The sequence below is a fragment of the Paraburkholderia sp. CNPSo 3281 genome (assembly GCF_024206515.1).
GTDB lineage: Bacteria > Pseudomonadota > Gammaproteobacteria > Burkholderiales > Burkholderiaceae > Paraburkholderia > Paraburkholderia nodosa.
On the sequence record NZ_JAMBPS010000008.1, the window covers coordinates 17,616 to 40,290 of the forward strand.

23 protein-coding genes and 1 pseudogene are annotated in these 22,675 nt (G+C 64.7%); 14 read left to right on the forward strand and 10 right to left on the reverse strand.

Annotation, left to right across the window (positions count from 1 at the left end; translation table 11 throughout):
* Positions 1–2: 2 nt before the first annotated feature.
* The 7 genes from M3I56_RS11490 to M3I56_RS11520 form a co-directional block, all read right to left on the reverse strand.
* Positions 3–1,373, reverse strand: coding sequence for an MFS transporter (locus M3I56_RS11490; RefSeq protein ID WP_375541713.1), 1,371 nt, complete (start codon positions 1,371–1,373; stop codon positions 3–5).
* Positions 1,374–1,469: 96 nt separating this feature from the next.
* Positions 1,470–2,222, reverse strand: a complete 753-nt coding sequence (locus M3I56_RS11495) for an SDR family NAD(P)-dependent oxidoreductase (protein WP_028203063.1) — start codon at positions 2,220–2,222, stop codon at positions 1,470–1,472.
* Positions 2,219–3,082: a fumarylacetoacetate hydrolase family protein gene (locus M3I56_RS11500; protein ID WP_254354008.1), complete on the reverse strand. Its 864-nt coding sequence runs from the start codon at positions 3,080–3,082 to the stop codon at positions 2,219–2,221. Before M3I56_RS11500 ends, M3I56_RS11495 begins: the two co-directional genes overlap by 4 nt.
* A 227-nt stretch (positions 3,083–3,309) precedes the next feature.
* Positions 3,310–4,026 (reverse strand): MIP/aquaporin family protein, encoded by a 717-nt coding sequence (locus tag M3I56_RS11505; RefSeq protein WP_028203061.1) that lies wholly within the window; start codon positions 4,024–4,026, stop codon positions 3,310–3,312.
* 113 nt (positions 4,027–4,139) lie between these two features.
* Positions 4,140–5,642: a glycerol kinase GlpK gene (glpK, locus tag M3I56_RS11510; protein ID WP_254354010.1), complete on the reverse strand. Its 1,503-nt coding sequence runs from the start codon at positions 5,640–5,642 to the stop codon at positions 4,140–4,142.
* Positions 5,643–5,735: 93 nt separating this feature from the next.
* Positions 5,736–7,286: a glycerol-3-phosphate dehydrogenase gene (gene glpD / locus M3I56_RS11515; protein ID WP_254354012.1), complete on the reverse strand. Its 1,551-nt coding sequence runs from the start codon at positions 7,284–7,286 to the stop codon at positions 5,736–5,738.
* A 228-nt stretch (positions 7,287–7,514) separates the two neighbouring features.
* Positions 7,515–8,294, reverse strand: a complete 780-nt coding sequence (locus M3I56_RS11520) for a DeoR/GlpR family DNA-binding transcription regulator (protein WP_254354014.1) — start codon at positions 8,292–8,294, stop codon at positions 7,515–7,517.
* Positions 8,295–8,466: 172 nt separating this feature from the next.
* Here M3I56_RS11520 and M3I56_RS11525 point away from each other — a divergent pair, with 172 nt between their 5' ends.
* From M3I56_RS11525 to M3I56_RS11535, 3 genes are all read left to right on the forward strand, one after another.
* Positions 8,467–9,858 (forward strand): uracil-xanthine permease family protein, encoded by a 1,392-nt coding sequence (locus tag M3I56_RS11525; protein WP_254354015.1) that lies wholly within the window; start codon positions 8,467–8,469, stop codon positions 9,856–9,858.
* 102 nt (positions 9,859–9,960) lie between these two features.
* Positions 9,961–10,551 carry a helix-turn-helix domain-containing protein gene (locus tag M3I56_RS11530; protein WP_035512518.1) on the forward strand — a complete coding sequence of 197 codons (591 nt, stop codon included), beginning with the start codon at positions 9,961–9,963 and terminating at the stop codon, positions 10,549–10,551.
* Between the two features lie 51 nt (positions 10,552–10,602).
* Positions 10,603–11,151 (forward strand): GNAT family N-acetyltransferase, encoded by a 549-nt coding sequence (locus tag M3I56_RS11535; RefSeq protein ID WP_028203054.1) that lies wholly within the window; start codon positions 10,603–10,605, stop codon positions 11,149–11,151.
* A gap of 17 nt (positions 11,152–11,168) precedes the next feature.
* Here the strand turns inward: M3I56_RS11535 and M3I56_RS11540 are convergent, their stop codons facing one another.
* A complete protein-coding gene (locus M3I56_RS11540) occupies positions 11,169–11,522 on the reverse strand; it encodes a hypothetical protein (protein WP_051481300.1) in 354 nt (117 codons plus the stop codon).
* A 353-nt stretch (positions 11,523–11,875) separates the two neighbouring features.
* Here M3I56_RS11540 and M3I56_RS11545 point away from each other — a divergent pair, with 353 nt between their 5' ends.
* Positions 11,876–12,145 (forward strand): hypothetical protein, encoded by a 270-nt coding sequence (locus tag M3I56_RS11545; protein ID WP_254354016.1) that lies wholly within the window; start codon positions 11,876–11,878, stop codon positions 12,143–12,145.
* An 81-nt stretch (positions 12,146–12,226) separates the two neighbouring features.
* Here M3I56_RS11545 and M3I56_RS11550 read toward each other — a convergent pair whose 3' ends face one another.
* Positions 12,227–14,512, reverse strand: a complete 2,286-nt coding sequence (locus M3I56_RS11550) for an NADP-dependent malic enzyme (protein ID WP_254354017.1) — start codon at positions 14,510–14,512, stop codon at positions 12,227–12,229.
* Between the two features lie 140 nt (positions 14,513–14,652).
* Here M3I56_RS11550 and M3I56_RS11555 point away from each other — a divergent pair, with 140 nt between their 5' ends.
* Positions 14,653–15,618, forward strand: coding sequence for a LysR family transcriptional regulator (locus M3I56_RS11555; protein ID WP_254354019.1), 966 nt, complete (start codon positions 14,653–14,655; stop codon positions 15,616–15,618).
* On the opposite strand, the pseudogene M3I56_RS11560 reads toward M3I56_RS11555, so the two are convergent.
* Positions 15,615–15,929: pseudogene (locus tag M3I56_RS11560) on the reverse strand (DinB family protein); the annotation flags it as partial. The gene M3I56_RS11555 and the pseudogene M3I56_RS11560 sit on opposite strands and share 4 nt — an antisense overlap.
* A gap of 59 nt (positions 15,930–15,988) precedes the next feature.
* Here M3I56_RS11560 and M3I56_RS11565 point away from each other — a divergent pair.
* The 9 genes from M3I56_RS11565 (at position 15,989) to M3I56_RS11605 (ending at position 22,500) form a co-directional block, all read left to right on the forward strand.
* Positions 15,989–16,732, forward strand: a complete 744-nt coding sequence (locus M3I56_RS11565; protein ID WP_254354021.1) for an IclR family transcriptional regulator — start codon at positions 15,989–15,991, stop codon at positions 16,730–16,732.
* Positions 16,733–16,805: 73 nt separating this feature from the next.
* Positions 16,806–17,858, forward strand: coding sequence for a cyclase family protein (locus tag M3I56_RS11570; protein WP_254354023.1), 1,053 nt, complete (start codon positions 16,806–16,808; stop codon positions 17,856–17,858).
* 45 nt (positions 17,859–17,903) lie between these two features.
* Positions 17,904–18,605, forward strand: a complete 702-nt coding sequence (locus tag M3I56_RS11575; protein ID WP_254354024.1) for an SDR family oxidoreductase — start codon at positions 17,904–17,906, stop codon at positions 18,603–18,605.
* A 2-nt stretch (positions 18,606–18,607) separates the two neighbouring features.
* Positions 18,608–19,588, forward strand: coding sequence for a 3-hydroxyacyl-CoA dehydrogenase (locus M3I56_RS11580; RefSeq protein ID WP_254354025.1), 981 nt, complete (start codon positions 18,608–18,610; stop codon positions 19,586–19,588).
* Between the two features lie 70 nt (positions 19,589–19,658).
* Complete coding sequence (locus M3I56_RS11585) at positions 19,659–20,990, forward strand: short-chain fatty acid transporter (protein ID WP_254354026.1); 1,332 nt, start codon at positions 19,659–19,661, stop codon at positions 20,988–20,990.
* A 52-nt stretch (positions 20,991–21,042) separates the two neighbouring features.
* Positions 21,043–21,327, forward strand: a complete 285-nt coding sequence (gene catC, locus M3I56_RS11590; RefSeq protein ID WP_069266126.1) for a muconolactone Delta-isomerase — start codon at positions 21,043–21,045, stop codon at positions 21,325–21,327.
* A 12-nt stretch (positions 21,328–21,339) separates the two neighbouring features.
* Positions 21,340–21,636 carry a YciI family protein gene (locus M3I56_RS11595; RefSeq protein ID WP_028203044.1) on the forward strand — a complete coding sequence of 99 codons (297 nt, stop codon included), beginning with the start codon at positions 21,340–21,342 and terminating at the stop codon, positions 21,634–21,636.
* A 224-nt stretch (positions 21,637–21,860) separates the two neighbouring features.
* Positions 21,861–22,037, forward strand: a complete 177-nt coding sequence (locus M3I56_RS11600) for a DUF1328 family protein (protein WP_028203043.1) — start codon at positions 21,861–21,863, stop codon at positions 22,035–22,037.
* 322 nt (positions 22,038–22,359) lie between these two features.
* On the forward strand, positions 22,360–22,500 hold the full coding sequence (locus tag M3I56_RS11605; RefSeq protein WP_254354027.1) for a hypothetical protein: 141 nt from the start codon (positions 22,360–22,362) through the stop codon (positions 22,498–22,500).
* The last annotated feature ends 175 nt before the right edge of the window (positions 22,501–22,675 follow it).

Below are 22,675 nucleotides of genomic sequence, written 5' to 3' on the forward strand. Positions count from 1 at the left end.
GATTAACGCGCGCGCCGCACGGGCGGCTCGAACGAGCGAGCCGCCGGCGTAACGGCACGCGGCGCGACGATAAGAATGAGCAGCGCGGCGGCAATGCTCGCGAGGCCGAGCAGTTCGAGGCCCGCCGCGTGTGAAGCCAAGTTTCGGTCGGCGGCGGCGCGCAGCAGCGGCGCGACGAAGCCGCCCAGACCGCCGAGCGAATTGATGAGCGCAATGCCGCTGGCCGAGGCCGCGCCCGCGAGATCGCGCGCCGGGAAGGTCCAGAAGAGCGGCTGCGCCGCGATGAAGCCGCTCGCCGCGCAGCACAGGCCGAGCATCGCGACGATCGCGCCCGCGGTGCCGCCAAGGCCTCCCGCCAGGCCCGACACGGCAATGCCGACTCCCGACATCACGAGCAGACGCGCAGCCCGTGCGCGATGGCCTCCGAGGCGGTCTGCACGGCGCGGCACGATCCACGTGAGCGCCACGGCGCACAGCCAGGGCACGGCTGCGAGCAGGCCCACCTTCAAGCCCACGGATGCGCCCACGAGCGAGGCCACCTGTTGCGGCAGAAAGAAGATCACGCCGTACACGCTCATCTGGATCAGCGCATAGATGCCGGCATAAGCAAGCACGCGGCGGTCGAACAGCGCGCTGAGCGCATCGCGCGGGCCGTGCGCGGCGGCCTCGCGCGCGTCGAGCTGGATCGCGCTCGTGAGCGCGCGGCGCTCGTCGGGGGAGAGCCAGCGCGCGTCCTCGGGCTTGTCGACGAGGTACCAGAAGGCCCACACGCCCACTGCGGAGGCCAGGCCGCCTTCCACGAGAAAGAGCCACTTCCAGCCCGCCAGCCCGAAGGTGCCGTGCATCTCGAGCAGAAGTCCTGACAACGGTCCGCCGAAGATGAACGCCAGCGGCGCGCCAAAATAAAACACGCCGATAGCGCGCGCCCGCGAAGACTGCGGAAACCACTGCGTGAGGTAATAGATGATGCCGGGGAAGAAGCCCGCTTCGGCCACGCCCAGCAGGAATCGCCGCACATAGAACGAAGTGGGCGACTGGACCCACGCCATCGCCGCGGAAATCAAGCCCCACGTGACCATGATGCGGCACATCCAGATCCGCGCGCCCACGCGGTGCAGCGCGAGATTGCTCGGCACTTCGAAGAGCGCGTAGCCGACAAAGAACACGCCCGCGCCGAAAGCGAATGCCGCTTCCGAAAGGCCCGTATCGTGCAACAGCGCCTTTTGCGCGAAGCCGATGTTCGCGCGGTCGAGAAACGCGAGCACGTACATCAGGAGCAGGAAGGGCAAGAGGCGGCGCATGGCCTTGCGGCCCGCGGCTTCTGCCAGCGTAGGTGCCAGCTCAGGTGCCAGGGTAGGTGCCTCGATCGACATCGATGTCTCCTGTCGGCGCTCTTCTATGACCACCGCGCCGTTATCGTGATCCCGCGCGCGCTGTCCGGCCGAAGCGCGCGGGTCGTGCTTCCCGCCTCAGTATGTCGCGCGCCCGCCCGAAAGATCGAACACCGAGCCGGTGCTGAACGCGCAGTCTTCCGTCGTGAGCCACACGATCATCGAAGCCGCCTCGTCCGGCATCAGGAAGCGGTTCATCGGGATCTTCGCGAGCATGTAGTCGATATGCTGCTGCGACATCGAATCGAATATCTCGGTCTTGGCCGCCGCCGGCGTCACGGCATTGACGAGCACGCCCTTCGTGGCAAGCTCCTTGCCGAGCGACTTGGTCAGGCCGATAAGCCCGGCCTTCGATGCGCTGTAGTGCGAAGCATTCGGATTGCCTTCCTTGCCGGCCACGGAGGCGATATTGACGATGCGCCCGTAGCCTTGCTCGATCATGCGCGGCACCACGGCGCGGCAGGTCAGGTAGCTGCCGATCAGATTCACTTCGATCACGCGGCGCCACACGTCCACGGGCAACTCCCACGTGAGGCCATTGCCGCCCGTAATGCCCGCGCTGTTCACGAGTGCGTGAATCGCGCCGTGCGTTTTCACGGTTTGCTGTGCGGCTGCCTCGACCGAGGCTTCGTCGGTCAATTCGACCTTTACCACCGAGACGTTGCCCAACTCCGCCAACTCGGTGCGCGCGCGTTCGAGCCGTTCGGCGTCGATGTCCCAGAGCGCGACCGCCGCGCCCGAGCGCAGTGCCCGCTGCGCCACGGCATAACCCAGACCACGCGCGCCGCCCGTCACGACCATCACGCGATTGTTCAGATCCAGTTGATTCATTGCGCCTGCCCTCCTTGTTCCGCCACGAGGCGTTGCTGTTGTTCGCCCAGGCCGCTCACGCCCAGCCGCATGGTCTGTCCCGCGCGCAAATAGATCGGCTCCGGCTTCTGCCCCATGCCGACGCCCGGCGGCGTGCCCGTCGAGATCACGTCGCCGGGCTGCAGGCTCATGAACTGGCTGATATAGGAAACGAGCGTGGCCACGTCGAAGATCATCGTGCGCGTGTTGCCGTTCTGGTAGCGCTTGCCGTCGACTTCGAGCCACATGTCGAGCGCCTGTGGATCGGCAACTTCGTCGCGCGTGACGAGCCAGGGGCCAAGCGGCGCGAAGGTGTCGTAGCTCTTGCCCTTGTCCCACTGGCCGCCGCGCTCGATCTGCCATGCGCGCTCGGAAACATCGTTGACCACGCAATAACCGGCCACGTAGTCGAGCGCGCGCTCGCGCGGCACGTTGCGCGCTGCTTCGCCGATCACCACGCCCAGTTCGACTTCCCAGTCGACCTTCTTCGCGCCCGGAGGAATCAGCACGTCGTCGTTGGGGCCGGTGAGGGAACTCGTTGCTTTGAGGAAGAGCACGGGCTCCGTGGGCACGGGCATGTTCGATTCGGCGGCGTGGTCGGAATAATTGAGGCCCACGCAGACGATCTTGCCGAAGCTGCCCACGCAGGGGCCGAGGCGGGTGTTGGCGGGAACGAGCGGCAAGGCGGCGAGATCGTATTCGGCGAGTTGGCGCAGCGCGGCCGCGCCCAGACCTTTGCCCGCCACGTCCGGCGTGACGCCGGAGAGATCGCGCACACGCCCCTCGTTATCGATCACACCCGGCTTTTCAGCTCCCTTACTGCCCCAACGGACCAGCTTCATGCGGTGTCTCCCGATATTGGAATGGATCGTTGACAGCCAATATAGGTGTGCCGCGATACCCGAACAATCCGAAAGCCGCATGAGGCGATAGCGAAACCGGATCGCGCCCTTTGCACTTTTATGCGCCGTGGTATGCAGACGAACAAAAGCCCGCGAACGCCATGGCGTACGCGGGCTTGGTGCACTGCAACGCGCCTGTCTCACAGGCGCGGTATGGGTCAGCGCGGTCAGTGCATGGCGTGCAGGTAATGATAGAGACCGGCCGCAGCGGCACCGCCGGCAAGCGGACCGAACACCGGAATCCACGCATAGCGCCAGTCGCTGTCGCGCTTGCCCGGAATCGGCAACAGCGCGTGCATGATGCGCGGCGAGAGATCGCGCGCCGGGCTCATCGCGTAACCGGTCGGGCCGCCGAGCGAAATGCCGATGCCGAGCACGAGCAGGCCCACGGGCAGCGCGTCGAGTGCGCCGAGTCCCACCTGCGGCGACGCCAGATAGAGCACGCCGAGGATCAGCACGAAGGTGCAGATCGCTTCCGTCAACACGTTGTGGCGCTTGCTGCGAATAGCGGGCGCCGTGCAGAACACCGCGAGCTTGATGTCCGGGTCGGCTTCGTTCGCGAAGTGCTGTCGATAGGCAAGCCACACGAGCAGCGCGCCCGCCATGCCGCCGAGCATCTGCGCCGCGATATAGCCGCCGACCTTCGACCACGCGAACTTGCCCGCGAGCGCGAGGCTGATCGTGACGATCGGGTTGAGGTGCGCGCCGCTGAACGAGGCGGTCACGTAGACCGCCACGAACACGGCCATCGCCCAGCCCATCACGATGACGATGAGGTCGGCGCCCTTGCCCTTCGTTTTCGCCAGCAGCACGTTTGCAACGGCGCCGTTACCTAGCAGCACGAGAATGGCCGTGCCGATGAATTCCGCAATATAGGGTGACATGATTGTCGTAGTCTCTCTCTGCCCGCGCGGTGCATGCGCACGAAGCGCATGCCATCCCGCTGCGGGTTATGTTAATTAGTTATGCTTGTTTATCGAAAAGCTGACTGCGCTGCTCAGTGCGAGTCGTCCGCCCAGGCCTTGGCCGCACGCACCGCACGCTGCCAGCCCGCGCGACAGGCGTCGACCTGCGCGGCCTGCATCGACGGCGCGAAACGGTGGTCGAGCTTCCACTGGCTCTGCAGTTCGCCCACGTTCTGCCAGTAGCCGGTTGCGAGGCCTGCGAGGTAGGCCGCACCGAGCGCCGTGGTTTCGGTGATCTTCGGGCGCACCGCATCCACGCCGAGCAGATCCGCCTGGAACTGCATGAGCAGATTGTTCGCGCTCGCGCCGCCGTCCACGCGCAGCTCGCCCACGCTGATGCCCGAATCCGCCTCCATGGCCGCCAGCACGTCGAGCGACTGGTACGCGATCGAGTCGAGCGCCGCGCGCGCGAGATGCGCCGAGGTCGTGCCACGCGTCACGCCGAACAGCGTGCCGCGTGCGTGCGCGTTCCAGTGCGGCGCGCCGAGGCCCGCAAACGCCGGCACGAGGTACACGCCGTCCGTGTGCGGCACGCTCGCGGCGAGCGCTTCGATTTCCGGCGCGCTCTTGATGATGCCCATGCCGTCGCGCAGCCACTGCACTACTGCGCCTGCAATGAAGATGCTGCCTTCGAGCGCGTAGTTGACCTCGTCGCCGATCTGCCACGCGATCGTCGTGACGAGGTTGTTCTTCGACTCAATGGGCTGCGTGCCCGTGTTCATCATCAGGAAGCAGCCCGTGCCGTAGGTGTTCTTCACCATGCCCGTGCTAGTGCACATCTGGCCGAACATCGCGGCCTGCTGGTCGCCCGCGATGCCGGCCAGCGGAATCTTCGAGGCAAACACCGTGGTCTTGGTCGGACCGTAAATTTCGGACGACGAGCGGACTTCGGGCAGCATGCTGCGCGGAATTTCGAGCGCGTCGAGCAGCTCGTCGTCCCATTGGCGCGTGTGAATATTGAAGAGCATGGTGCGCGACGCATTCGTCACGTCGGTCACGTGCAGTTCGTGCTTCGTGAAGTTCCACACGAGCCAGCTGTCGACGGTGCCGAACGCGAGCTTGCCTTGACGCGCTTTTTCGCGTGCGCCGGGCACGTTGTCCAGAATCCAGCGAATCTTGGTTGCCGAGAAGTACGAATCGATCGGCAACCCCGTCTTCGCACGCACTTTCTCTTCGAGGCCGCGCGCCTTGAGCGAGTCGCAGAAGTCGGCCGTGCGGCGGTCCTGCCACACGATGGCGTTATAGACGGGATGGCCTGTCTCGCGGTCCCAGACGATTGTCGTCTCGCGCTGGTTCGTAATGCCGATCGCGGCGATGTTGGTGCCGTTCATGCCGGCCCGCGTCACGGCCTCGGCGGCGACGCCCGCCTGGGTCGACCAGATTTCCTGCGGATCGTGCTCGACCCAGCCAGGCTGCGGATAAATCTGTTCGAACTCCTTCTGGGCAACCGAAACGATGTTGCCCTGGCGATCGAATAGCATGGCGCGCGAACTCGTGGTGCCCTGGTCGAGCGCAAGAATGTACTGTTCCTGCATGTCTCTCATCTCCGTCTGTACTAGTTGTGATAACGCGCCGCGGGGACGGCGCGTGGGGGGTACGTACCTTACCTTGCGTGATGCCGGCGAACTTCAGTGGTGCGCGGTCGCCATCGCGCTTGTTGCGGCAAACCAGTGATCGATTGCGGCGGCCACGCCATTGAGCGTGCCCGGCGCGACATGGAGGCCGAGCTTCGAGCGGCGCCACAGCACGTCTTCGGCGCGCGTGGCCCATTCGGCGTTGCGCAGGTAGCGCAATTCGGCCTCAAAAATGCCCGGCGCGACTTCGGCGCCGAGGTCCGCGAGCGATTGCGCACTACCGAGAAGTCGCTCGGCGCGCGTGCCGTATGCGCGTGCGTAGCGGCGCGCAAGCGCGGCGGGAAGCCACGCATGGCGTCTGGCGAAGTCCTGTGCAAAGGACTCGAAACGCGCGTTCGCAATATCGCCGCCGGGCAGCGGCGCGCCTGCCGTCCACGAAGGCGCGGCGTGGCCGAGCACGCGGCACAGCCTGTCCGAAGCTTCTTCCGCGAGCTTGCGGAAGGTCGTGATCTTGCCGCCGAACACCGAAAGCAGCGGCGCGCCAGCGCTTTCGTCGAGTTCGAGTTTGTAGTCGCGCGTGACGGCGGACGCATTCTCCGCGCCCTCTTCCTCGAGCAGCGGACGCACGCCCGAGTAGGTCCATTGCACGTCGGCGGGAGAGATCTTGCGCTTGAAATAACGGTTGATCGACTCGCACAGATAGCGCGTTTCGTCGCCGTCGATCGAGACCTTCGCGGGGTCGTTGTGATACTCCACGTCGGTCGTGCCAACGAGCGTGAAGTCGTGCTCGTACGGAATCGCGAAAATGATGCGCTTGTCCGGGTTCTGGAAGATGTACGCGTGGTCGTGATCGAACAGGCGCTTCGTGACGATATGGCTGCCCTTCACGAGCCGCACGCTGTGCTGCGCACCGCGCCCGAGCGCACCATGCAGCACCTCGCCCACCCACGGGCCGGCCGCGTTGGCGATGGCGCGAGCGCGCACGTCGAAGGTGCTGCCGTCCGGGCGGCGCAGGAGCGCCTGCCATTCGCCGTCCGCGCCGTTCGTGGCATTCGTGCGCACGGCGGAAACGAGCTTCGTGCGCGTGAGGATTTGCGCGCCGCGCTCTTGCGCGTCGAGCGCGTTGAGCACGACGAGGCGCGCGTCGTCGACCCAGCCGTCCGAATACACGAAGCCGCGCCGGATCGAATCGATGAGCGGCTCACCCGCCGCATGGCGGCGCATGTCGATGCCGCGCGAGCCCGGCAGCAATTCGCGCTTCGCAAGATGGTCGTAGAGAAACAGGCCCATGCGAATGAGCCAGGCGGGACGCAGATTCGGCATGTGCGGCATGACGAAACGCAGCGGCCACATGATGTGGGGCGCGGCGCGCAGCAGCGTTTCGCGCTCCTGCAGCGCCTTGCGCACGAGCCCGAATTCCTTGTACTCGAGATAGCGCAGCCCGCCGTGAATCAGCTTGGTGCTGCACGACGAGGTATGCGAGGCGAGATCGTCCTGCTCGCAAAGGAGCACCGACAACCCGCGGCCGGCCGCGTCGCGCGCGATGCCCGCGCCGTTGATCCCGCCGCCCACGACGAGCAGATCGTACCGGTTCTGTTGAGTCACCCTGCTGTGTCCCTGAAAGAAAAACGAACCTCGAAATGTTCGAATTCGAAATTTATCGAACAAAAACGAAAAAGTAAAGGTTGGATTTCCGGGGAATTGATCGAAAGCAGTGCGTAAACGAACATTCATCGAACAGGTTTCGAATGTTCGTCAGGGGACTTCAGATCGGAAATAGAGAAAACGCGCGGACGACGCGCTCAGAACAAGCGCGGACGACAATCCCGCGCCTTACGCGGCGACGTGAACCTGCGTGCCCGCAGCGAGCACCGCCTCGTTCATTTCCTCGGGCAGCGGCTGGTCGGTGAAGAGCGCGTGAATCTGGCTCAGATGCCCCTGGCGCACGAGCGCCGGGCGGCCGACCTTCGAATGGTCGGCCACGAGGTAGACCGTGCGCGCATGCTCGATGATGGCCTGCGCCACGCGGACTTCGCGCGTGTCGAAGTCGCGCAGCGTGCCGTCGGTCTCGATGGCCGAGGTGCCGATGATCGCGTAATCCACCTTGAACTGGCGGATGAAGTCGATGGTGTGCTCGCCGACGATGCCTTTGTCCCAGGGCCGCACGACGCCGCCCGTGATCATCACTTCGCAGTCGGGGTAGCCGCTCATCACGCTCGCTACGTTGAGGTTGTTCGTGACGACGCGCAGGCCCTGATGATGATTGAGTGCGCGCGCGACTTCCTCGGTCGTCGTGCCGAGGTTGATGAAGAGCGATGCCTGATCGGGAATGTGCTGGGCCGCAAGGGCCGCGATGCGGCGCTTCTCATCGTGGAACATGTGCTGCCGCGCACTGTACGAGACGTTCTCCGAACTCGTGGGCAGACTCGCGCCACCGTGATAGCGGCGCAGCAGATTCATGTCGGCGAGCCAGTTCACGTCGCGGCGAATGGTTTGCGGCGTGACGTCGAAATGCGAGGCGAGATCGTCGACCGTGACGAAGCCGTCGCGTTGCACCCATTCGAGCATTGCCTGCTGGCGCGCGTTAAGGGTGAGGCGAGGATCTCGTGTCATGGGCTCGTTTGGCACGCAAGTGAGGACCGGCCTATTGTAAGGGCTTGCCCACCCGATTCAGGAGAAAGCCGATGCAAGCCGTACGCAAGTAATGGGGGACGCGGGCGCGCCCAGGGTTCCCCCTGAGCTTCCGTTAAAATGCTGCGCTTTCCCTTTTCACCCGCCGCGCCCGATGCAACCCGCCTCATCGACTTCGCCCGCCGCCACCCGCGGCGCCGACGACACCGAACCCACCCACGACCTCGTCTACGGCCCCAACGACCGCCCCGCGCCCACCATCGCCTTCGTGGCCGCGCTTCAGCATCTGCTCGCGATCCTCGTGCCGATCGTGACGCCAGGGCTCCTGATCTGCCAGGCGCTGGGCGTCTCCAGCCGCGACACCACGCTGATCGTCTCGATGTCGCTGGTGATTTCCGGCATCGCCACGTTCCTGCAATGCAAGCGCGTCGGGCCGCTCGGCGCGGGGCTGCTCATCGTGCAGGGCACGAGCTTCAACTTCGTCGGCCCGCTGATCGCGGGCGGCAGCCTGATGGTCAAGCAGGGCACGCCCGTCGAAACCGTGATGGCCGCCATCTTCGGCGTCGTCATTGCGGGCTCGTTCGTCGAAATGGCGGTGTCGCGCATCCTGCCCTTCATCAAGCGGCTCATCACCCCGCTCGTCACCGGCATCGTCGTGCTGCTGATCGGCCTCACGCTTATCAAGGTCGGCCTCATCAGCATGGGCGGCGGCTATGGCGCCATCGCCAAAGGCAACTTCGCGAGCGTCCAGAACCTCACGCTCTCGGGCCTCGTGCTCGGCACCATCATCGTGCTTAACCGCGTGCCCGTCGTCTGGGTGCGCAGCACGGCGCTCGTCATTGCGCTAGCCGTCGGCTACATCGTTGCGGGCGCAATGGGTCGGCTCGACTTCACCGGCGCGCGCGAAGCCGCGCTGTTCCAGATTCCGACGCCGCTGCATTTCGGTCTGGGCTTCTCGTGGTCGCTCTTCGTGCCCATGCTGATCATCTACCTCGTGACCTCGCTCGAAGCGATCGGCGACGTCACCGCCACCAGCAAGGTGTCGAAAGAACCGGTGGAAGGTCCCGTGTGGATGCGGCGCATCAAGGGCGGCGTGCTTGTGAACGGCTTCAACTCGCTGATTGCGGGCTTTTTCAACACGTTTCCCAGCTCCGTGTTCGCGCAGAACAACGGCGTCATCCAGCTCACCGGCATAGCCAGCCGCCACGTGGGCCTCTGGATCGCGGGTATGCTCGTCGTGCTGGGCCTCTTCCCGCCCGTGGCCGGCATGCTGCAGGCCGTGCCCGAACCCGTGCTGGGCGGCGCGGCCATGGTGATGTTCGGCGCGGTGGCCGCATCCGGCATCAACATCCTCGCGGGCACGCGTCTCGACCGCCGCGCGTTGCTCATCGTCGCGGTATCGCTGGCGCTGGGCCTGGGCGTCTCGCAGGTGCCGGAGATTCTGACCAGCCTGCCGCATGCGCTCAAGAACGTGCTGGAGTCGGGCGTTGCAACGGGCGGCATCTGCGCGCTCGTGATGAACTGGTTCCTGCCGGAAAAGCCGTAAGCTTGCCGAGCGTGCGGCCCCGATACCGGACCGCACGCTTTTTTATTGACCATGATTTCCAATTTACTGGATAATGACTCCATCATCTTGGAAACAGGCTCAATGGATACTCCGACCGACGCCGGCATCAACGAGCGCATTGCCCGCTGCGTGCGCGACCTGCGCGCCACGCGCGGCCTGACGCTGGACGCGCTGGCCACGCGCAGCGGCGTGAGCCGTTCGATGATCTCGATGATCGAGCGCGGCGCCGCCAGCCCCACGGCCGTGGTGCTCGAAAAGCTCGCGGCGGGGCTGTCGGTTTCGATGGCGAGCCTGTTCGGCGCAAGCGGCGAGAGCGCGCCCGCCGAGCCGCTGGTGCGCCGCGCGCAGCAGGCACAATGGCGCGACCCGCAGTCGGGCTATACGCGCCGGAGCGTGTCGCCGCCCAACTGGCCTTCCCCGATCCAGCTGGTCGAAGTGGATTTCCCGGCCGGCGCGCGCGTAGCCTACGAAACGGGCAGCCGCGAGACTGTGATTCACCAGCAGGTCTGGGTGATGGAAGGACGGATCGACGTGGAGCTGGGCAATCAACGACATTCGCTTCATGCAGGCGATTGCCTCGCCATGCGGCTCGATCAGCCGCTCATCTTCAGTAATCCAGGCTCGCAGGCCGCGCACTACGTCGTCGCCATTTGCGACGTAAGCGGTATCTGAACCCGCGTCATTCGCCGATCTTCCACCATGTTCATTTAAAGAGGATTCCCTATGAATTCGAACTCACAGAGCGATGGCGTGCGCTTCATCGATTGCAACGAAGCGGACCATGCGTCGGCGATTCTCGAGATCCTCAACGACGCGATCGTCAATTCAACGGCGCTCTACGACTACAAGCCGCGTCCGCCCGAGGCAATGGCCACATGGTTCGGCACCAAGCGCACGAACGGCTTTCCGGTCGTGGGCGCCGTAGACGAGGCCGGCACGCTGCTCGGCTTCGCGAGCTGGGGCACGTTTCGCGCGTTTCCCGCCAACAAGTACACGGTCGAGCACAGCGTCTACGTGCACCGCGACCAGCGCGGCCGTGGCCTTGGCGAGCGCCTGCTGCTGGAGTTGATCCGCCGCGCCCGCGAGGAACAGATTCACGTGCTCGTGGGCTGCATCGACGCCACCAATGCCGGCAGCATCGCGCTGCACGCCAAGCTGGGCTTCACGCACTCGGGCACGATCAAGGAAGCGGGATTCAAGTTCGGACGCTGGCTCGACGCCGCGTTCTACCAGCTCAATCTGGCGATGCCCGCCCCGCCGGTGGACGGCTGAGGCGCGCGCCCGGCGCCTCAACGTGCGCTCGAGCGGGCCGCAGCCGCCGTCATGGCACCGCGGATATGGCGCGCTCGCAGCGGTGCACGGGCCGCGCGCTTCGAAGCGCACGCTGCGCGCGTGGCACGCAGCTTCGCCTGACTGCGGTTGCGGGACTCGGCCTCGCGCGTGGCGCGCCGCGCCTGCCTGCGCACGACGAGCAGCACGCAGCCTATTGCCGCGACCACGGCCACGCGAAACGGCGACGACTCGAAGGCGCGTTCCGGCACGTGCAGCAGGAGAATCGAAATGAACACGGCGACCTGAATGAGGATCGCCGAAAGCGAAGCGACGAACAGGTAGGCGTGCAGGCGATCGGTCGGCGGCTTCATGGGGCTGCACTCCAGAAAGTTGCGCGGACAACGATATCCAGTCTGGCTGGGTCCACCCTACGCCTCGAGAATGTCAAGCGCATGGCAATGCGCGACGCTGGGCAGAAGTGTGAGATCGTGCCTGCCCCAAGCTGAAGAGAACCTTAAGGGAAGGCGCCTGCGAACACGCTTTTTTCGTCGGACGATAATCCTTTGCGCACCTTGCCAACCAACACCTTTCAACACCTTTCGTCTTGCCTCGATTCGTGCGCAATATGACAAGGTCTCTTCCAGTTCATACCGTGCTTACGTAAGGTTGACTTAAGCTCGCGCGCCGTACGCTTGCAGGTTGTAATCCGTACGGCAATGCAGTCATGAATCGCACTTATGAATATCGCGGCTACACAATCCGCGTTGGCGTCGAAGCGAATGGCACGATCCCGCTCGAGCGCCTGGAAATCGAACGGCCTCGCTATGCAGCGGTGGTAAGCATCGCGGCGATCGACGAGCGCGCCTCGCCCTCGCCCCTGAAAATCGACAACGCCGCCGGGCTGCCCTTCCACTCCGATATCGACGCCTTGATGGGCGGCTACAGCGCGGCCTGCCGCCTGATCGACGAACAGCTCGCCGATACGCCGGCCTGATCCAAAAGAAAAAACGCGCGACAGCCAGAAGCCATCGCGCGTTTTTCATCGGGACGCACTGCGTGCGTCCTGTGCCTGCACTCAGTCGCGGTTCGCCTGCAACACGGTCAAGGCGGCCATGTTGATGATGCGTCGCACCGTCGAGCTCGACGTCAGCACGTTCACCGGCGCATTCACGCCCAGCAGGAACGGCCCGACCGCCACATTGCTGCCCGCACCCGTCTTGAGCAGGTTGTAGGCGATGTTGCCCGAGTCCACGTTCGGACACACGAGCAGGTTCGCCGCGCCCTTGAGCTTCGAATGCGGCAGGATGCGCAGGCGCAGGGCTTCGTCCAGCGCGCAGTCGCCGTGCATTTCCCCGTCGATTTCCAGATCGGGATTCTTTTCCGTCACGAGCTTGAGCACTTCGCGCATCTTCGTGCCCGAAGCCGAGCTGCCCGAGCCGAAGTTCGAACGCGAGAGCAGCGCGACCTTCGGCTGCAGATTCAGCCATTCCATCTGGCGTGCGGCGGCCAGCGTGAATTCGGCGATCTGCTCGGCGTTCGGGTTGTCGTTCACGTGCGTGTCGACGATCGCGACCGTGCGCTTGTCGAGCAGCAGGATGTTCATCGCCGCATACGTATTCGCGTTGCGCTGCTTGCCGATCACCTCGTCGACGAAGCGCAGATGGTCGTGATACGCACCCACCGTGCCGCACACCATGCCGTCCGCATCGCCCAGGCGCACCATCATCGCGCCGATCAGCGTGAGGCGGCGGCGCATTTCCACGCGCGCCATTTCCTTCGAAATGCCGTCGCGGCAACGCAGTTCCCAATAGGTCGTCCAGTACTGGTGGAAGCGCTCGTCGTACTCGGGGTTCGTGACTTCCACGTCTTCGCCGAGCTTCAGGCGCAGGCCGAACTTCTCGATGCGGGCGAGCAGCACTTCGGGACGCCCGATCAGGATCGGACGTGCGAGCTTCTCGTCGACGATCACCTGCACCGCGCGCAGCACGCGCTCTTCCTCGCCTTCGGCGAACACGATGCGCGACTTGCTGCCGTCACGCACGAACTGCTTCGCGGCCGCGAAAATCGGCTTCATGAACGCGCCCGAGTGATACACGAACTGCTGAAGCTCGTTCGTGTAGGCGCCGAAGTCGTCGATGGGGCGCGTGGCCACGCCGTCTTCCATCGCCGCCTTCGCAACGGCCGGCGCGATACGCACGATCAGACGCGAGTCGAACGGCTTCGGAATCAGGTACTTCGGGCCGAAGCGCAGATCATAGGCGCCGTATGCGGCCGCCACGGAGTCGTTCAACTCTTCTTCCGCGAGCGTGGCGATCGCGTGCACAGCCGCGATTTCCATGTTGCGCGTGATGGTCGTTGCGCCCACATCGAGCGCGCCGCGGAAGATGTACGGGAAGCACAGCACGTTGTTGACCTGGTTCGGGAAGTCCGAACGGCCCGTGGCGAGCACCGCGTCCGGGCGCGCTTCGAGCGCGACCTCGGGGAAGATTTCCGGCGTGGGGTTGGCGAGCGCGAGAATCAGCGGCTTGTCCGCCATCTTCTTGACCATTTCGGCCTTGAGCACGCCGCCCGCCGAAAGACCGAGGAACACGTCCGCGCCTTCGATCACGTCGGAAAGCGAGCGCGCCGAAGTGTCCTGCGCGAAGCGTTCCTTGTCCGGGTCCATCAGCGTCGTGCGGCCCTGGTAGACCACGCCGTCGATGTCGGTTACCCAGATGTTCTTTAGCGGCAGGCCCAGATCCACCATGAGGTCCAGACAGGCCAGCGCCGCCGCGCCCGCGCCCGAGGTCACGACCTTGACCTTCGAAATGTCCTTGCCGATCACTTTCAGGCCGTTCATGAACGCGGCCGAAACGGTGATGGCGGTGCCGTGCTGATCGTCGTGGAAGACCGGAATCTTCATGCGCTCGCGCAGCTTGCGCTCGACCGTGAAGCAGTCGGGGGCCTTGATGTCTTCCAGATTGATGCCGCCGAAGGTGGCTTCGAGGCTCGCGATGATGTCCACGAGCTTGTCCGGGTCGCTTTCGGTGATTTCGATGTCGAACACGTCGATGCCGGCGAACTTCTTGAAGAGCACCGCCTTGCCTTCCATGACCGGCTTGGAGGCCAGCGCGCCGATGTTGCCGAGCCCCAGCACGGCCGTGCCGTTCGTGATCACGCCCACCAGATTGCCGCGCGCCGTGTAGCGGAACGAGTTCTGCGGATTGTCGACGATCTCCTCGCAGGCCACGGCCACCCCCGGCGTATAGGCGAGCGCGAGGTCGCGCTGGGTGACAAGCGGCTTGCTGGCCGTCACCGAAATCTTGCCCGGCGTGGGAAATTCGTGATATTCGAGGGCGGCCTGACGATCGGTCTTGTTCATGTTCCTCACTCTGATGGTGTGCCCCACGCACGGAAGGCGCGGCGGTCATGTTCGAATGAAGCGATTCTAGAGAGCCCTCATAACCTGCTCATTTTGATTTAGTATGGGGCCATCATTTTTTGGTAATACCCTGGGGAATCGTGTCTTTCAGCATTGACGACGTGACGAGGCGGTTGAATACGCGCCTGAAAATGCGCCATCTGGTCCTGCTCCTGCAGATCCGCCAGCACGGCTCGCTCACGCGCGTGGCGGAACACATGGCGACGAGCCAGCCGGCCATCACCAACGCGCTGGCTGAAATGGAGAGCATGTTCGGCGCGCCGCTCTTCGACCGTACGCCGCGCGGCATGACGCCCACGGCGCTCGGCAACGTGGTGCTCGCGCGCGCCCAGGCCATGCTGCACGACCTCGACCACCTCGCGCGCGACATCGAAGCCGTGGTGGCCGGCCACGCCACGCGCGTGCACGTGGGCGTGATTCCGTTCATTTCGGGCCGCACGCTCGCCGCCGCCATTCGCCTCACGCAGTCGCGGCTGCCGCAACGCGTCACCATGACGATTCACGAAGGCACGAGCGACGCGCTCCTGCCACAGCTGCGCGACCATACGCTCGATATCGTGATCGGGCGCGCGTCTTCGGCGGTCGATGTCTCGCAACTGCGCTTCGAGGTGCTGCATCAGCAAAAGCCGCGGCTCATCGCCAGCCGCCGGCTCGCGGCACGCCTCGCGCGCGGCAAGCTCGACTGGGAAAAGCTGGTCGAACTGGACTGGATCCTGGGCGCGCCGCACACGCCCATCCGCGAGCAGATTTCCGACCTCTTCCTGCATGCGGGCGTGGCGCCGCCCGTGCCGATCGTGGAGAGCTATACGTCGCGGCTGATCGGCGAGATGATCAGCACGAACGAGAACGCCGTGTCGATCGTGCCCGCCGATATTGCCGAGGAACTCGTGCACTTCGCGGGCGTGGCGATCGTGCCGTACACGCTCGACTGGACGCTGCCGCCGGTTGCGATGTTCACGCGCGCGGGCGTGCTGCGCGATGTCGACGCCACCTTCGGGCAGTCGCTGCGCGAGTTCTATCAGGAGGCGGAGAAGGCGCGGGGCTAAGCCGTTTCCTGCAGCTCGCTTTCCAGCTCCTCCAGCTCCAGGCCGTGCGTACGGTCGTGGTCGAGCAGTTCGCGCACGAGTTCTTCCAGCGTCATGCGGCGTACACCGTCGCGCAGCCCGCAGCGCAAACGCTGCTCGGGCGTGAGGCGTTTGAGCGAGGCGAAAACGGCGTCGAGATCGCGCAAATGGCATGCGTGTTCGAGTAACGAGAAGCCCGTGCCGCAGGGCCGGCGCGCCCATAGGTTCATGGGCACGCGCTTGACGAGCGCCGCGAGAAATGCAGACGGGGCAAACTCAATCACTGCGACGATTTAGGTGTTTACCCGTAATCGTATTGTCAGCTGGTTATCGGTATGCCGATAATACTCTCATGGATGTGAAAACAGCAGTGCGCGTCTTCGACGTGATCAACCTCTTTGCCGAAGTTCGGCAACCGATGATCTACAGCGAGATTGCGCGTCGAACCGAGATCCCGCTGTCGAGCTGCCACGCGCTGTTGCACACGATGGTGGCCAAAGGCTATCTGTACGCGCCGGGCGTGAAAGCGGGCTATTACCCCACGCAGCGTCTGCTGCACGTGGCGCGCGACATTTGCAGCGAGGACCCGCTCACGCTGATGTTCCAGCCGCTGCTTTCCGCGTTGCGCGACGCGACCGGCGAAACCGCCGCGCTCGCCACGCTTGCGGGCAACCGCGTGGTCTATCTCGACGTGATGGAGTCGCGCCAGAAGATCCGCTACAGCGACGAACCGGGCGGCTTCATGACCATTGCGAGCGCCGCGGGCAAGGCGCTGCTCGGCGCGCTCGCTCCGGCCGCGCGCCGCAAACTGCTCGACAGCTGCGAGCCGCAGTTGCACTCGGCCAACGGCGCGGAGATCGACCGCGGCGCGTTCGAGCGCGACGTCGAGCAGGGCGTGTCGGACGGCTGGCATCGCTCGACGGGCGAGAGCGTGGAGGACGTAGCCGGCCTCGCGCGCGGTTTCCTGATTCATGGCGAGGCGTTTGCGCTCGTCATCGGCGCGCCCAAGGCGCGTCTTCTCAAGAACGAGCAGAACGCCGTGAAGGCGCTGCTCGAGGTGTACGCGCAAATCCCGCCAACGCTGCTTGCCGCGTAAGACACATCAAGCGCCCCGGGCGCTGAATGCAGCGAGGCGCGAAACGCGGAATTCCTGAAGTGGAGGGTTAAGCATGCGTTGGAAGAACCGGCCGGAAGGCTCGAACTGGGGCGACTTCGGTCCCGACGATCAATTGGGCCGCCCCAACCTCATCGGCGCCGAGCAGGTGCTCAAGGGCGCGCAGGAGATACGCGCGGGTCTCACGTTCACGCTTTCGCTGCCGCTCGACTTTCCCGGCGACAGCAAGCTCAACGTGCGCCGCCATCCGCCGGTGCTGCGTCCCACCTTCCGCGACGGCTTGCCCTATGTGAACTTCCCGTTCGCGCGGAACGTTGCGGGCGCGACCGACGTGGTGAGCGACGATCAGGTGCTGCTCTCGCTTCAATACTCCACGCAGTGGGACTCGCTTGCGCACGTGGGCGCGCGCTTCGACGCCAACGGCGACGGCGTGGCCGAGAGCGTCTACTACAACGGCTATCGCGCGAACGTGGACGTGGTCGGCCCGATGGAATATCGCGCGGAAGACAACTTCGCGCCTCACGCGTGCGGCGGCGAGCATAGCCATGCCGACGTGCTCGGCATCGAGCACCTTGCCGTCAAGGGCATGCAGGGCCGCGGCGTGCTGATCGATTTCGCCGCGCATTTTGGCCGCGAGTTTCGCACCGTGGGCTACGACGACCTGATGCGCGTGATCGAGGCCGACGGCGTGGAAGTCGAGCGCGGCGACATGCTCGTGCTGCGCACCGGCTTCGCGGAGATGGTGCTCGAAATGAACCGCCAGCCCGACGAAGCCGTGTTGTCGAGCCACTGCAGCGCACTCGACGGGCGCGACGAGCGCCTGCTGCAATGGATCACCGATTCGGGCATCGCGGCGCTCGCCGCCGACAACTACGCCGTTGAACGTTACCCCGCGTGTGCGGCTTCCACACCCGGCGACCACCCGCTCATGCCGCTGCATCACCACTGCCTCTTCAAGCTCGGCCTGCCGCTGGGCGAGCTCTGGTATTTGCGCGATCTCGCCCAGTGGCTGCGCGAGCACCAGCGCTCGCGCTTCATGCTCACCGCGCCGCCGCTGCGGCTGCCGGGCGCCATGGGCTCGCCTGTCACGCCCGTCGCGACGGTTTGACGAACGAATTCGCAATCCTTTGCTTTATCCGCATTCCTGATGAACATGGCTAAAGAAAGAGTCCTGATTACCGGCGGCGCCGCCGGCATCGGCGCCGCGTGCGCCGCGCGCTGCGAGGCCGACGGTTACGAGGCCGTCGTGATCGACCGCGTGGGCGACGGCATCATCGCCGATCTCTCCGACACCGTGGCAACGGCAGCGGCGCTCGTCCGCGCGCTGGAAGGTGGCCCCATCACGCGCCTCATCAACAACGTGGGCGTGGTCGTGCCCAACGACGCCGAGCACCAGTCGCTCGAAGAACTCGAACGCGCGTGGGCCCTCAACGTGCGCTGCGCGCAGCAGTGTATGCAGGCGCTGTTGCCCGGCATGAAGGCCGCGGGCTTCGGGCGCATTGTCAACATGTCGTCGCGCGCCGCGCTCGGCAAAGAGCTGCGCACGGCCTATTCGGCCACCAAGGCCGCGTTGATCGGCATGACGCGTGTATGGGCGCTCGAACTCGGCGCATTCGGCGTGACCGCGAACGCCATTGGCCCGGGACCGATCCGCACCGAACTGTTCGACCGTGCCAATCCGCCTGGCGCGCCGCGCACCGAAGCAATCATCAATGCCGTGCCGGTCAGGCGCGTAGGCACGCCCGACGATGTCGCGCACGCGACCTCGTATCTGCTCGACGCGCGCAGCGGCTTCGTCACCGGCCAGGTGCTCTATGTGTGCGGCGGCATGACCGTTGGCGTCGCGGGGGTTTGAAGATGGCATCCCCCGAAACGCCTGCACAAGCCTGCAACCCGCGACGCGCCGGCATCGTCGGCGCGGGCAGCATCGGCGTGGCGTTCGCGATCTGCTTTGCGCGGGCCGGCTGGCGCGTGCGCCTCTACGATCCCGACGCTGCACGTCGCGCCGCCGCGCCTGACGAGATTGCGCTGCGCCTCGACGCGCTCACGCAATTCGCCCTGCTCGACGAAAGCGCGCAGGCAATCGCCGCGCGCGTCGCGATCGTCGAGACGCTCGAAGCCGCGGTGGCGCAAGCCGATCTCGTGCAGGAATGCGCCCCCGAGCGCGCCGAACTCAAGCGCGAGATCTTCGCGCAGCTCGACCGTGCCGCGCCGCGCGAAGCGATCCTCGCAAGCGCTTCGTCGTTTCTCGCCGCTTCGAAATTCGTCGACACTACGCTGCCCGGCCGCGCGCGCTGCCTCGTCGCTCATCCCGGCAACCCGCCCTACCTCGTGCCCGTGATCGAAGTCGTGCCCGCACCCTTCACGTCCGATGTGGCGGCCACGCGCGCGATCGCGCTCTACACAGAAGCGGGCATGAAGCCCGTGCGCGTGAAGCACGAAGTGGAAGGCTTCATCTTCAACCGCCTGCAAGGCGCCGTGCTGCGCGAAGCGTATTGCCTCGTGCGCGACGGCGTGGCGTCGGTGGAAGACATCGACACCGTGATGCGCGAAGGCCTCGGTCCGCGCTGGTCGGTGATCGGCCCGTTCGAGACCGTCGATCTGAACACGCGCGGCGGCATCGCCTCGCATGCGCAGAAGATGGGTCCCTCGTACGCACGCATGGGCGCCGAACGCGGCCAGCACGACCCGTGGACGCCCGAACTCGTCGCCCAGGTCGAAGCGGCGAGACGCGCGGCGCTGCCGCTCGATCAATGGGACGAGCGTGTGGGCTGGCGCGACCGCCAGCTCATGCATCTCGCCCGCCATCGCAAGACCCAAAGCCACGACGACTCATAAGCGCTTCGAACGCACGCGCTGAGAGCCGAAGAGACCCGACAACTATTACGATTCAATCAGAGACACTTCCATGCAGAAAGTCACCGCTTTCTTTACCGAGCTGATGCGCCGGTATTTGCCCGATCCGTTCGTGTTCGCGATCGGCCTCACTTTGCTGACGATGGCCCTTGCCGTGATCGTGCAAGGGCAAGCCGTCACGGCCCTCACCACGAGCTGGGGCAAGGGCTTCTGGGCGCTGCTCGCGTTTACCACGCAAATGGCGGTGATTCTCGCGATGGGCTACGTGCTGGCGACCGCGCCGCTGACCGACCGCTTTCTGAACCGCGTGGTGGCGCGCGTGAACGATCCGCGCATGGCGATCATCGTCGCGACGCTGGTGGGCGGCATCGGCAGCTACCTGAACTGGGGCTTCGGCCTCGTGGTGGGCGGTATCGTTGCGCGCAAGCTCGCGCTGCGCGTGAAAGGCGTGCACTACCCGCTCATCATCGCTTCGGCGTATAGCGGCTTCACGCTCTACGGCCTCGGGCTTTCGGCCAGTATTCCCGTGCTGATCTCCACGAAGGGACATCCGCTCGAAGCGCAAATGGGCGTCATTCCGCTCTCCGAAACGATTTTCTCGCCCACCATGCTCATCACGAGCCTCGTGACCATCATCACGCTGCCGCTCCTGAACGCATGGCTGCACCCCAAGCCTGGTCAGCCGATCAGGGAAATCGATCGCGCCCAGGAAGAAAAGCAGCAGAAGGCCGCCGCGCTCGGCGTGGATCTCGACGAAGGCAACACGCTCGCCAACCGCCTGAACAACAGTCGTATTCTGAGCTACGTGATCGGCCTGATCGGGATGGGCTATGTCGCGCTGCACTTCGTGCAGGGCGGCTCGATCGACCTGAACCTCATCAACTTCTTCATTCTGTTCCTCGGTATCCTGCTGCTCGGCACGCCGATCCGCTATGTCGAGAAGCTCAACGAAGGCATTCGCACGATCAGCGGCATCATTCTGCAGTACCCGTTCTACGCGGGCATCATGGCGATCATGGCGTCTTCGGGTCTCGTCAATACGTTTTCCGAAGCGTTCGTGAAGATCGCGACGCCGGCCACACTGCCGTTCTGGGGCTTGATCAGTTCGTTCGTCATCAACTTCTTCGCGCCTTCGGGCGGCGGCCACTGGGTCATCCAGGGACCGTTCATGATCGAAGCGGCAAAGACCATCGGCGCCTCCGTGGGCCATACCTCGACGGCCGTGATGCTCGGCAACGCCTGGAATGACCTCGTGCAGCCTTTCTGGATCTTGCCCGCCCTCGCGCTTTCGAAGCTCAAACTCAAGGACATCATGGGCTACACGGTCATCATGATGTTCTGGATCGGCATCGTTTATTCGGTTGCGATTCTCGCCTGGGGCTGATTGGCTCTTATCGGCGCCCCTTTCTGAACCCCACCCTCACCGGAGACTATTCATGCTGTTTCTCGTGCACATGCAGGTGCAAATTCCGCACGGCACTGACGCCGCCTTCGCCGACGCCCTGAAGGCCGAGGAGAAAGCGTTTTCGCAGAAGCTGCAACGAGAAGGCAAGTGGCGCCACCTGTGGCGCGTGGCCGGCGAATACGCGAACTACAGCGTATTCGATGTCGAGTCGAACGACGAACTCCATACGCTGCTTACCGCGCTGCCGCTTTTCCCGTTCCTGAAGATCAGCGTGACGCCGCTCGCCCAGCATCCGTCGGCCATCGTGCCCAACTGAGAGGAACGCGCCATGCCTTTTCTCATCGAGACGTTCGACAAGCCCGGTCACGCCGAGGTGCGGGCACGCGAGCGCGATGCACATCTCGAGTTTCTCGCGCACAACAAGGCGCTGTTGCTGGCCTGCGGCGCGAAGCTCAACGACGACGGCAGCGGCGCAGGCGGCGGCATCTATATCGTCGACCTCGAAACCCGTGAGGAGGCCGAGCGCTTCATTGCGCAGGATCCGTTCACGCATGTCGGGCTGTTCGAGAGCGTGAAGATCGTTCGCTGGCGCAAGGCCTATATCGACGGAACCTCCTACCTGTAAGCGCAACGCGCCTGCAGTCCCGCGACCTTCGACCCTCGACGGCGCCGCGCTCCCCTGTGCGCGCCGTGTTGGCCCGGCGTATGCCTGCGCACGCCGGGCCGTTTTTCATTCCCGCGCGGTTAGGCGCCCCTGCTGGGCACATCGATTGCTGAGCAGGTACGCCGTCAATCCATCAAGCAGCGCGGCCCATGTGGCGGCGCCTTCACGCGAGGAGGAAACCGATCATGCTAAAAATGGCCCTGTTCTTTGCCGTGATCGCCGTGATCGCGGCTCTGTTTGGCTTCACGGGTATTGCGGCCGGCGCGGCCGCGATTGCGAAGATCCTGTTCTTTATCTTTGTGGTGCTGTGCGTGGTGTTCCTCGTGATCGCCCTCGTGGTCACGAAGAAGATCGTCGATTGACCGAAGCGCGAACGACGCCCGGGGTGCCGGGGCCGCCCCGGGCCCCATCGGGCCGCGCCCGCGTACTGAAAGGCGTGGCGCCTATGGTTGACTTCTCAACCACATATCACAACCGGCTTTTTCATGAACCGAACGTATCAAGAACCTAAACGAAGTTTCATTTTACGGGCCATTTTCGACACGTTTGCGTAATCGCCCTCGCCTATATTTCCGGTTCCGCCACACACGAAGAAACCTCCTTCTCTACGGAACCGAAATGAAAAAAGAGCGTTGTTGAACCTCCTCGCGCTCGCGGCGGCTGGCGATTGCACGCGCGCTCACCGTGTATCTGGAAGGCGTCTATCAGCGCGTTTCTGGCGCGCAGGGCATTCCGGTGCTCGGCAATGCGTCGATCTACAACCTCGCGGCTTCGTCCAGCAATACGCAGGCGGTCGTCGCGGCAGGCACGCGCCTGAAGTTCTAAGCCGATGCTTAAGGGGTAGGCGCGCAGTAACAGCGGCGTAACAGCGGGGCGCGCGAAATGAGCGCGGCCCGTCGTGCTGCGTAAAATAAGGGCAATGTCATCGCCGGGTCACGCAAGCGCGCCATCGTTGCGCAGACACTCACCCTGCGATGCTTGCGCCCGCGCGCGTCAGTCA

Excerpts from the sequence above, each read along its gene's own strand:
- M3I56_RS11490 (WP_375541713.1), bottom strand. The coding sequence starts at position 1,373 with ATGTCGATCGAGGCACCTACCCTGGCACCTGAGCTGGCACCTACGCTG.
- M3I56_RS11495 (WP_028203063.1), bottom strand. The coding sequence starts at position 2,222 with ATGAATCAACTGGATCTGAACAATCGCGTGATGGTCGTGACGGGCGGC.
- M3I56_RS11500 (WP_254354008.1), bottom strand. The coding sequence starts at position 3,082 with ATGAAGCTGGTCCGTTGGGGCAGTAAGGGAGCTGAAAAGCCGGGTGTG.
- M3I56_RS11505 (WP_028203061.1), bottom strand. The coding sequence starts at position 4,026 with ATGTCACCCTATATTGCGGAATTCATCGGCACGGCCATTCTCGTGCTG.
- glpK (WP_254354010.1), bottom strand. The coding sequence starts at position 5,642 with ATGCAGGAACAGTACATTCTTGCGCTCGACCAGGGCACCACGAGTTCG.
- M3I56_RS11520 (WP_254354014.1), bottom strand. The coding sequence starts at position 8,294 with ATGACACGAGATCCTCGCCTCACCCTTAACGCGCGCCAGCAGGCAATG.
- M3I56_RS11525 (WP_254354015.1), top strand. The coding sequence starts at position 8,467 with ATGCAACCCGCCTCATCGACTTCGCCCGCCGCCACCCGCGGCGCCGAC.
- M3I56_RS11530 (WP_035512518.1), top strand. The coding sequence starts at position 9,961 with ATGGATACTCCGACCGACGCCGGCATCAACGAGCGCATTGCCCGCTGC.
- M3I56_RS11535 (WP_028203054.1), top strand. The coding sequence starts at position 10,603 with ATGAATTCGAACTCACAGAGCGATGGCGTGCGCTTCATCGATTGCAAC.
- M3I56_RS11540 (WP_051481300.1), bottom strand. The coding sequence starts at position 11,522 with ATGAAGCCGCCGACCGATCGCCTGCACGCCTACCTGTTCGTCGCTTCG.
- M3I56_RS11545 (WP_254354016.1), top strand. The coding sequence starts at position 11,876 with ATGAATCGCACTTATGAATATCGCGGCTACACAATCCGCGTTGGCGTC.
- M3I56_RS11550 (WP_254354017.1), bottom strand. The coding sequence starts at position 14,512 with ATGAACAAGACCGATCGTCAGGCCGCCCTCGAATATCACGAATTTCCC.
- M3I56_RS11565 (WP_254354021.1), top strand. The coding sequence starts at position 15,989 with ATGGATGTGAAAACAGCAGTGCGCGTCTTCGACGTGATCAACCTCTTT.
- M3I56_RS11570 (WP_254354023.1), top strand. The coding sequence starts at position 16,806 with ATGCGTTGGAAGAACCGGCCGGAAGGCTCGAACTGGGGCGACTTCGGT.
- M3I56_RS11575 (WP_254354024.1), top strand. The coding sequence starts at position 17,904 with ATGGCTAAAGAAAGAGTCCTGATTACCGGCGGCGCCGCCGGCATCGGC.
- M3I56_RS11580 (WP_254354025.1), top strand. The coding sequence starts at position 18,608 with ATGGCATCCCCCGAAACGCCTGCACAAGCCTGCAACCCGCGACGCGCC.
- M3I56_RS11585 (WP_254354026.1), top strand. The coding sequence starts at position 19,659 with ATGCAGAAAGTCACCGCTTTCTTTACCGAGCTGATGCGCCGGTATTTG.
- catC (WP_069266126.1), top strand. The coding sequence starts at position 21,043 with ATGCTGTTTCTCGTGCACATGCAGGTGCAAATTCCGCACGGCACTGAC.
- M3I56_RS11595 (WP_028203044.1), top strand. The coding sequence starts at position 21,340 with ATGCCTTTTCTCATCGAGACGTTCGACAAGCCCGGTCACGCCGAGGTG.
- M3I56_RS11600 (WP_028203043.1), top strand. The coding sequence starts at position 21,861 with ATGCTAAAAATGGCCCTGTTCTTTGCCGTGATCGCCGTGATCGCGGCT.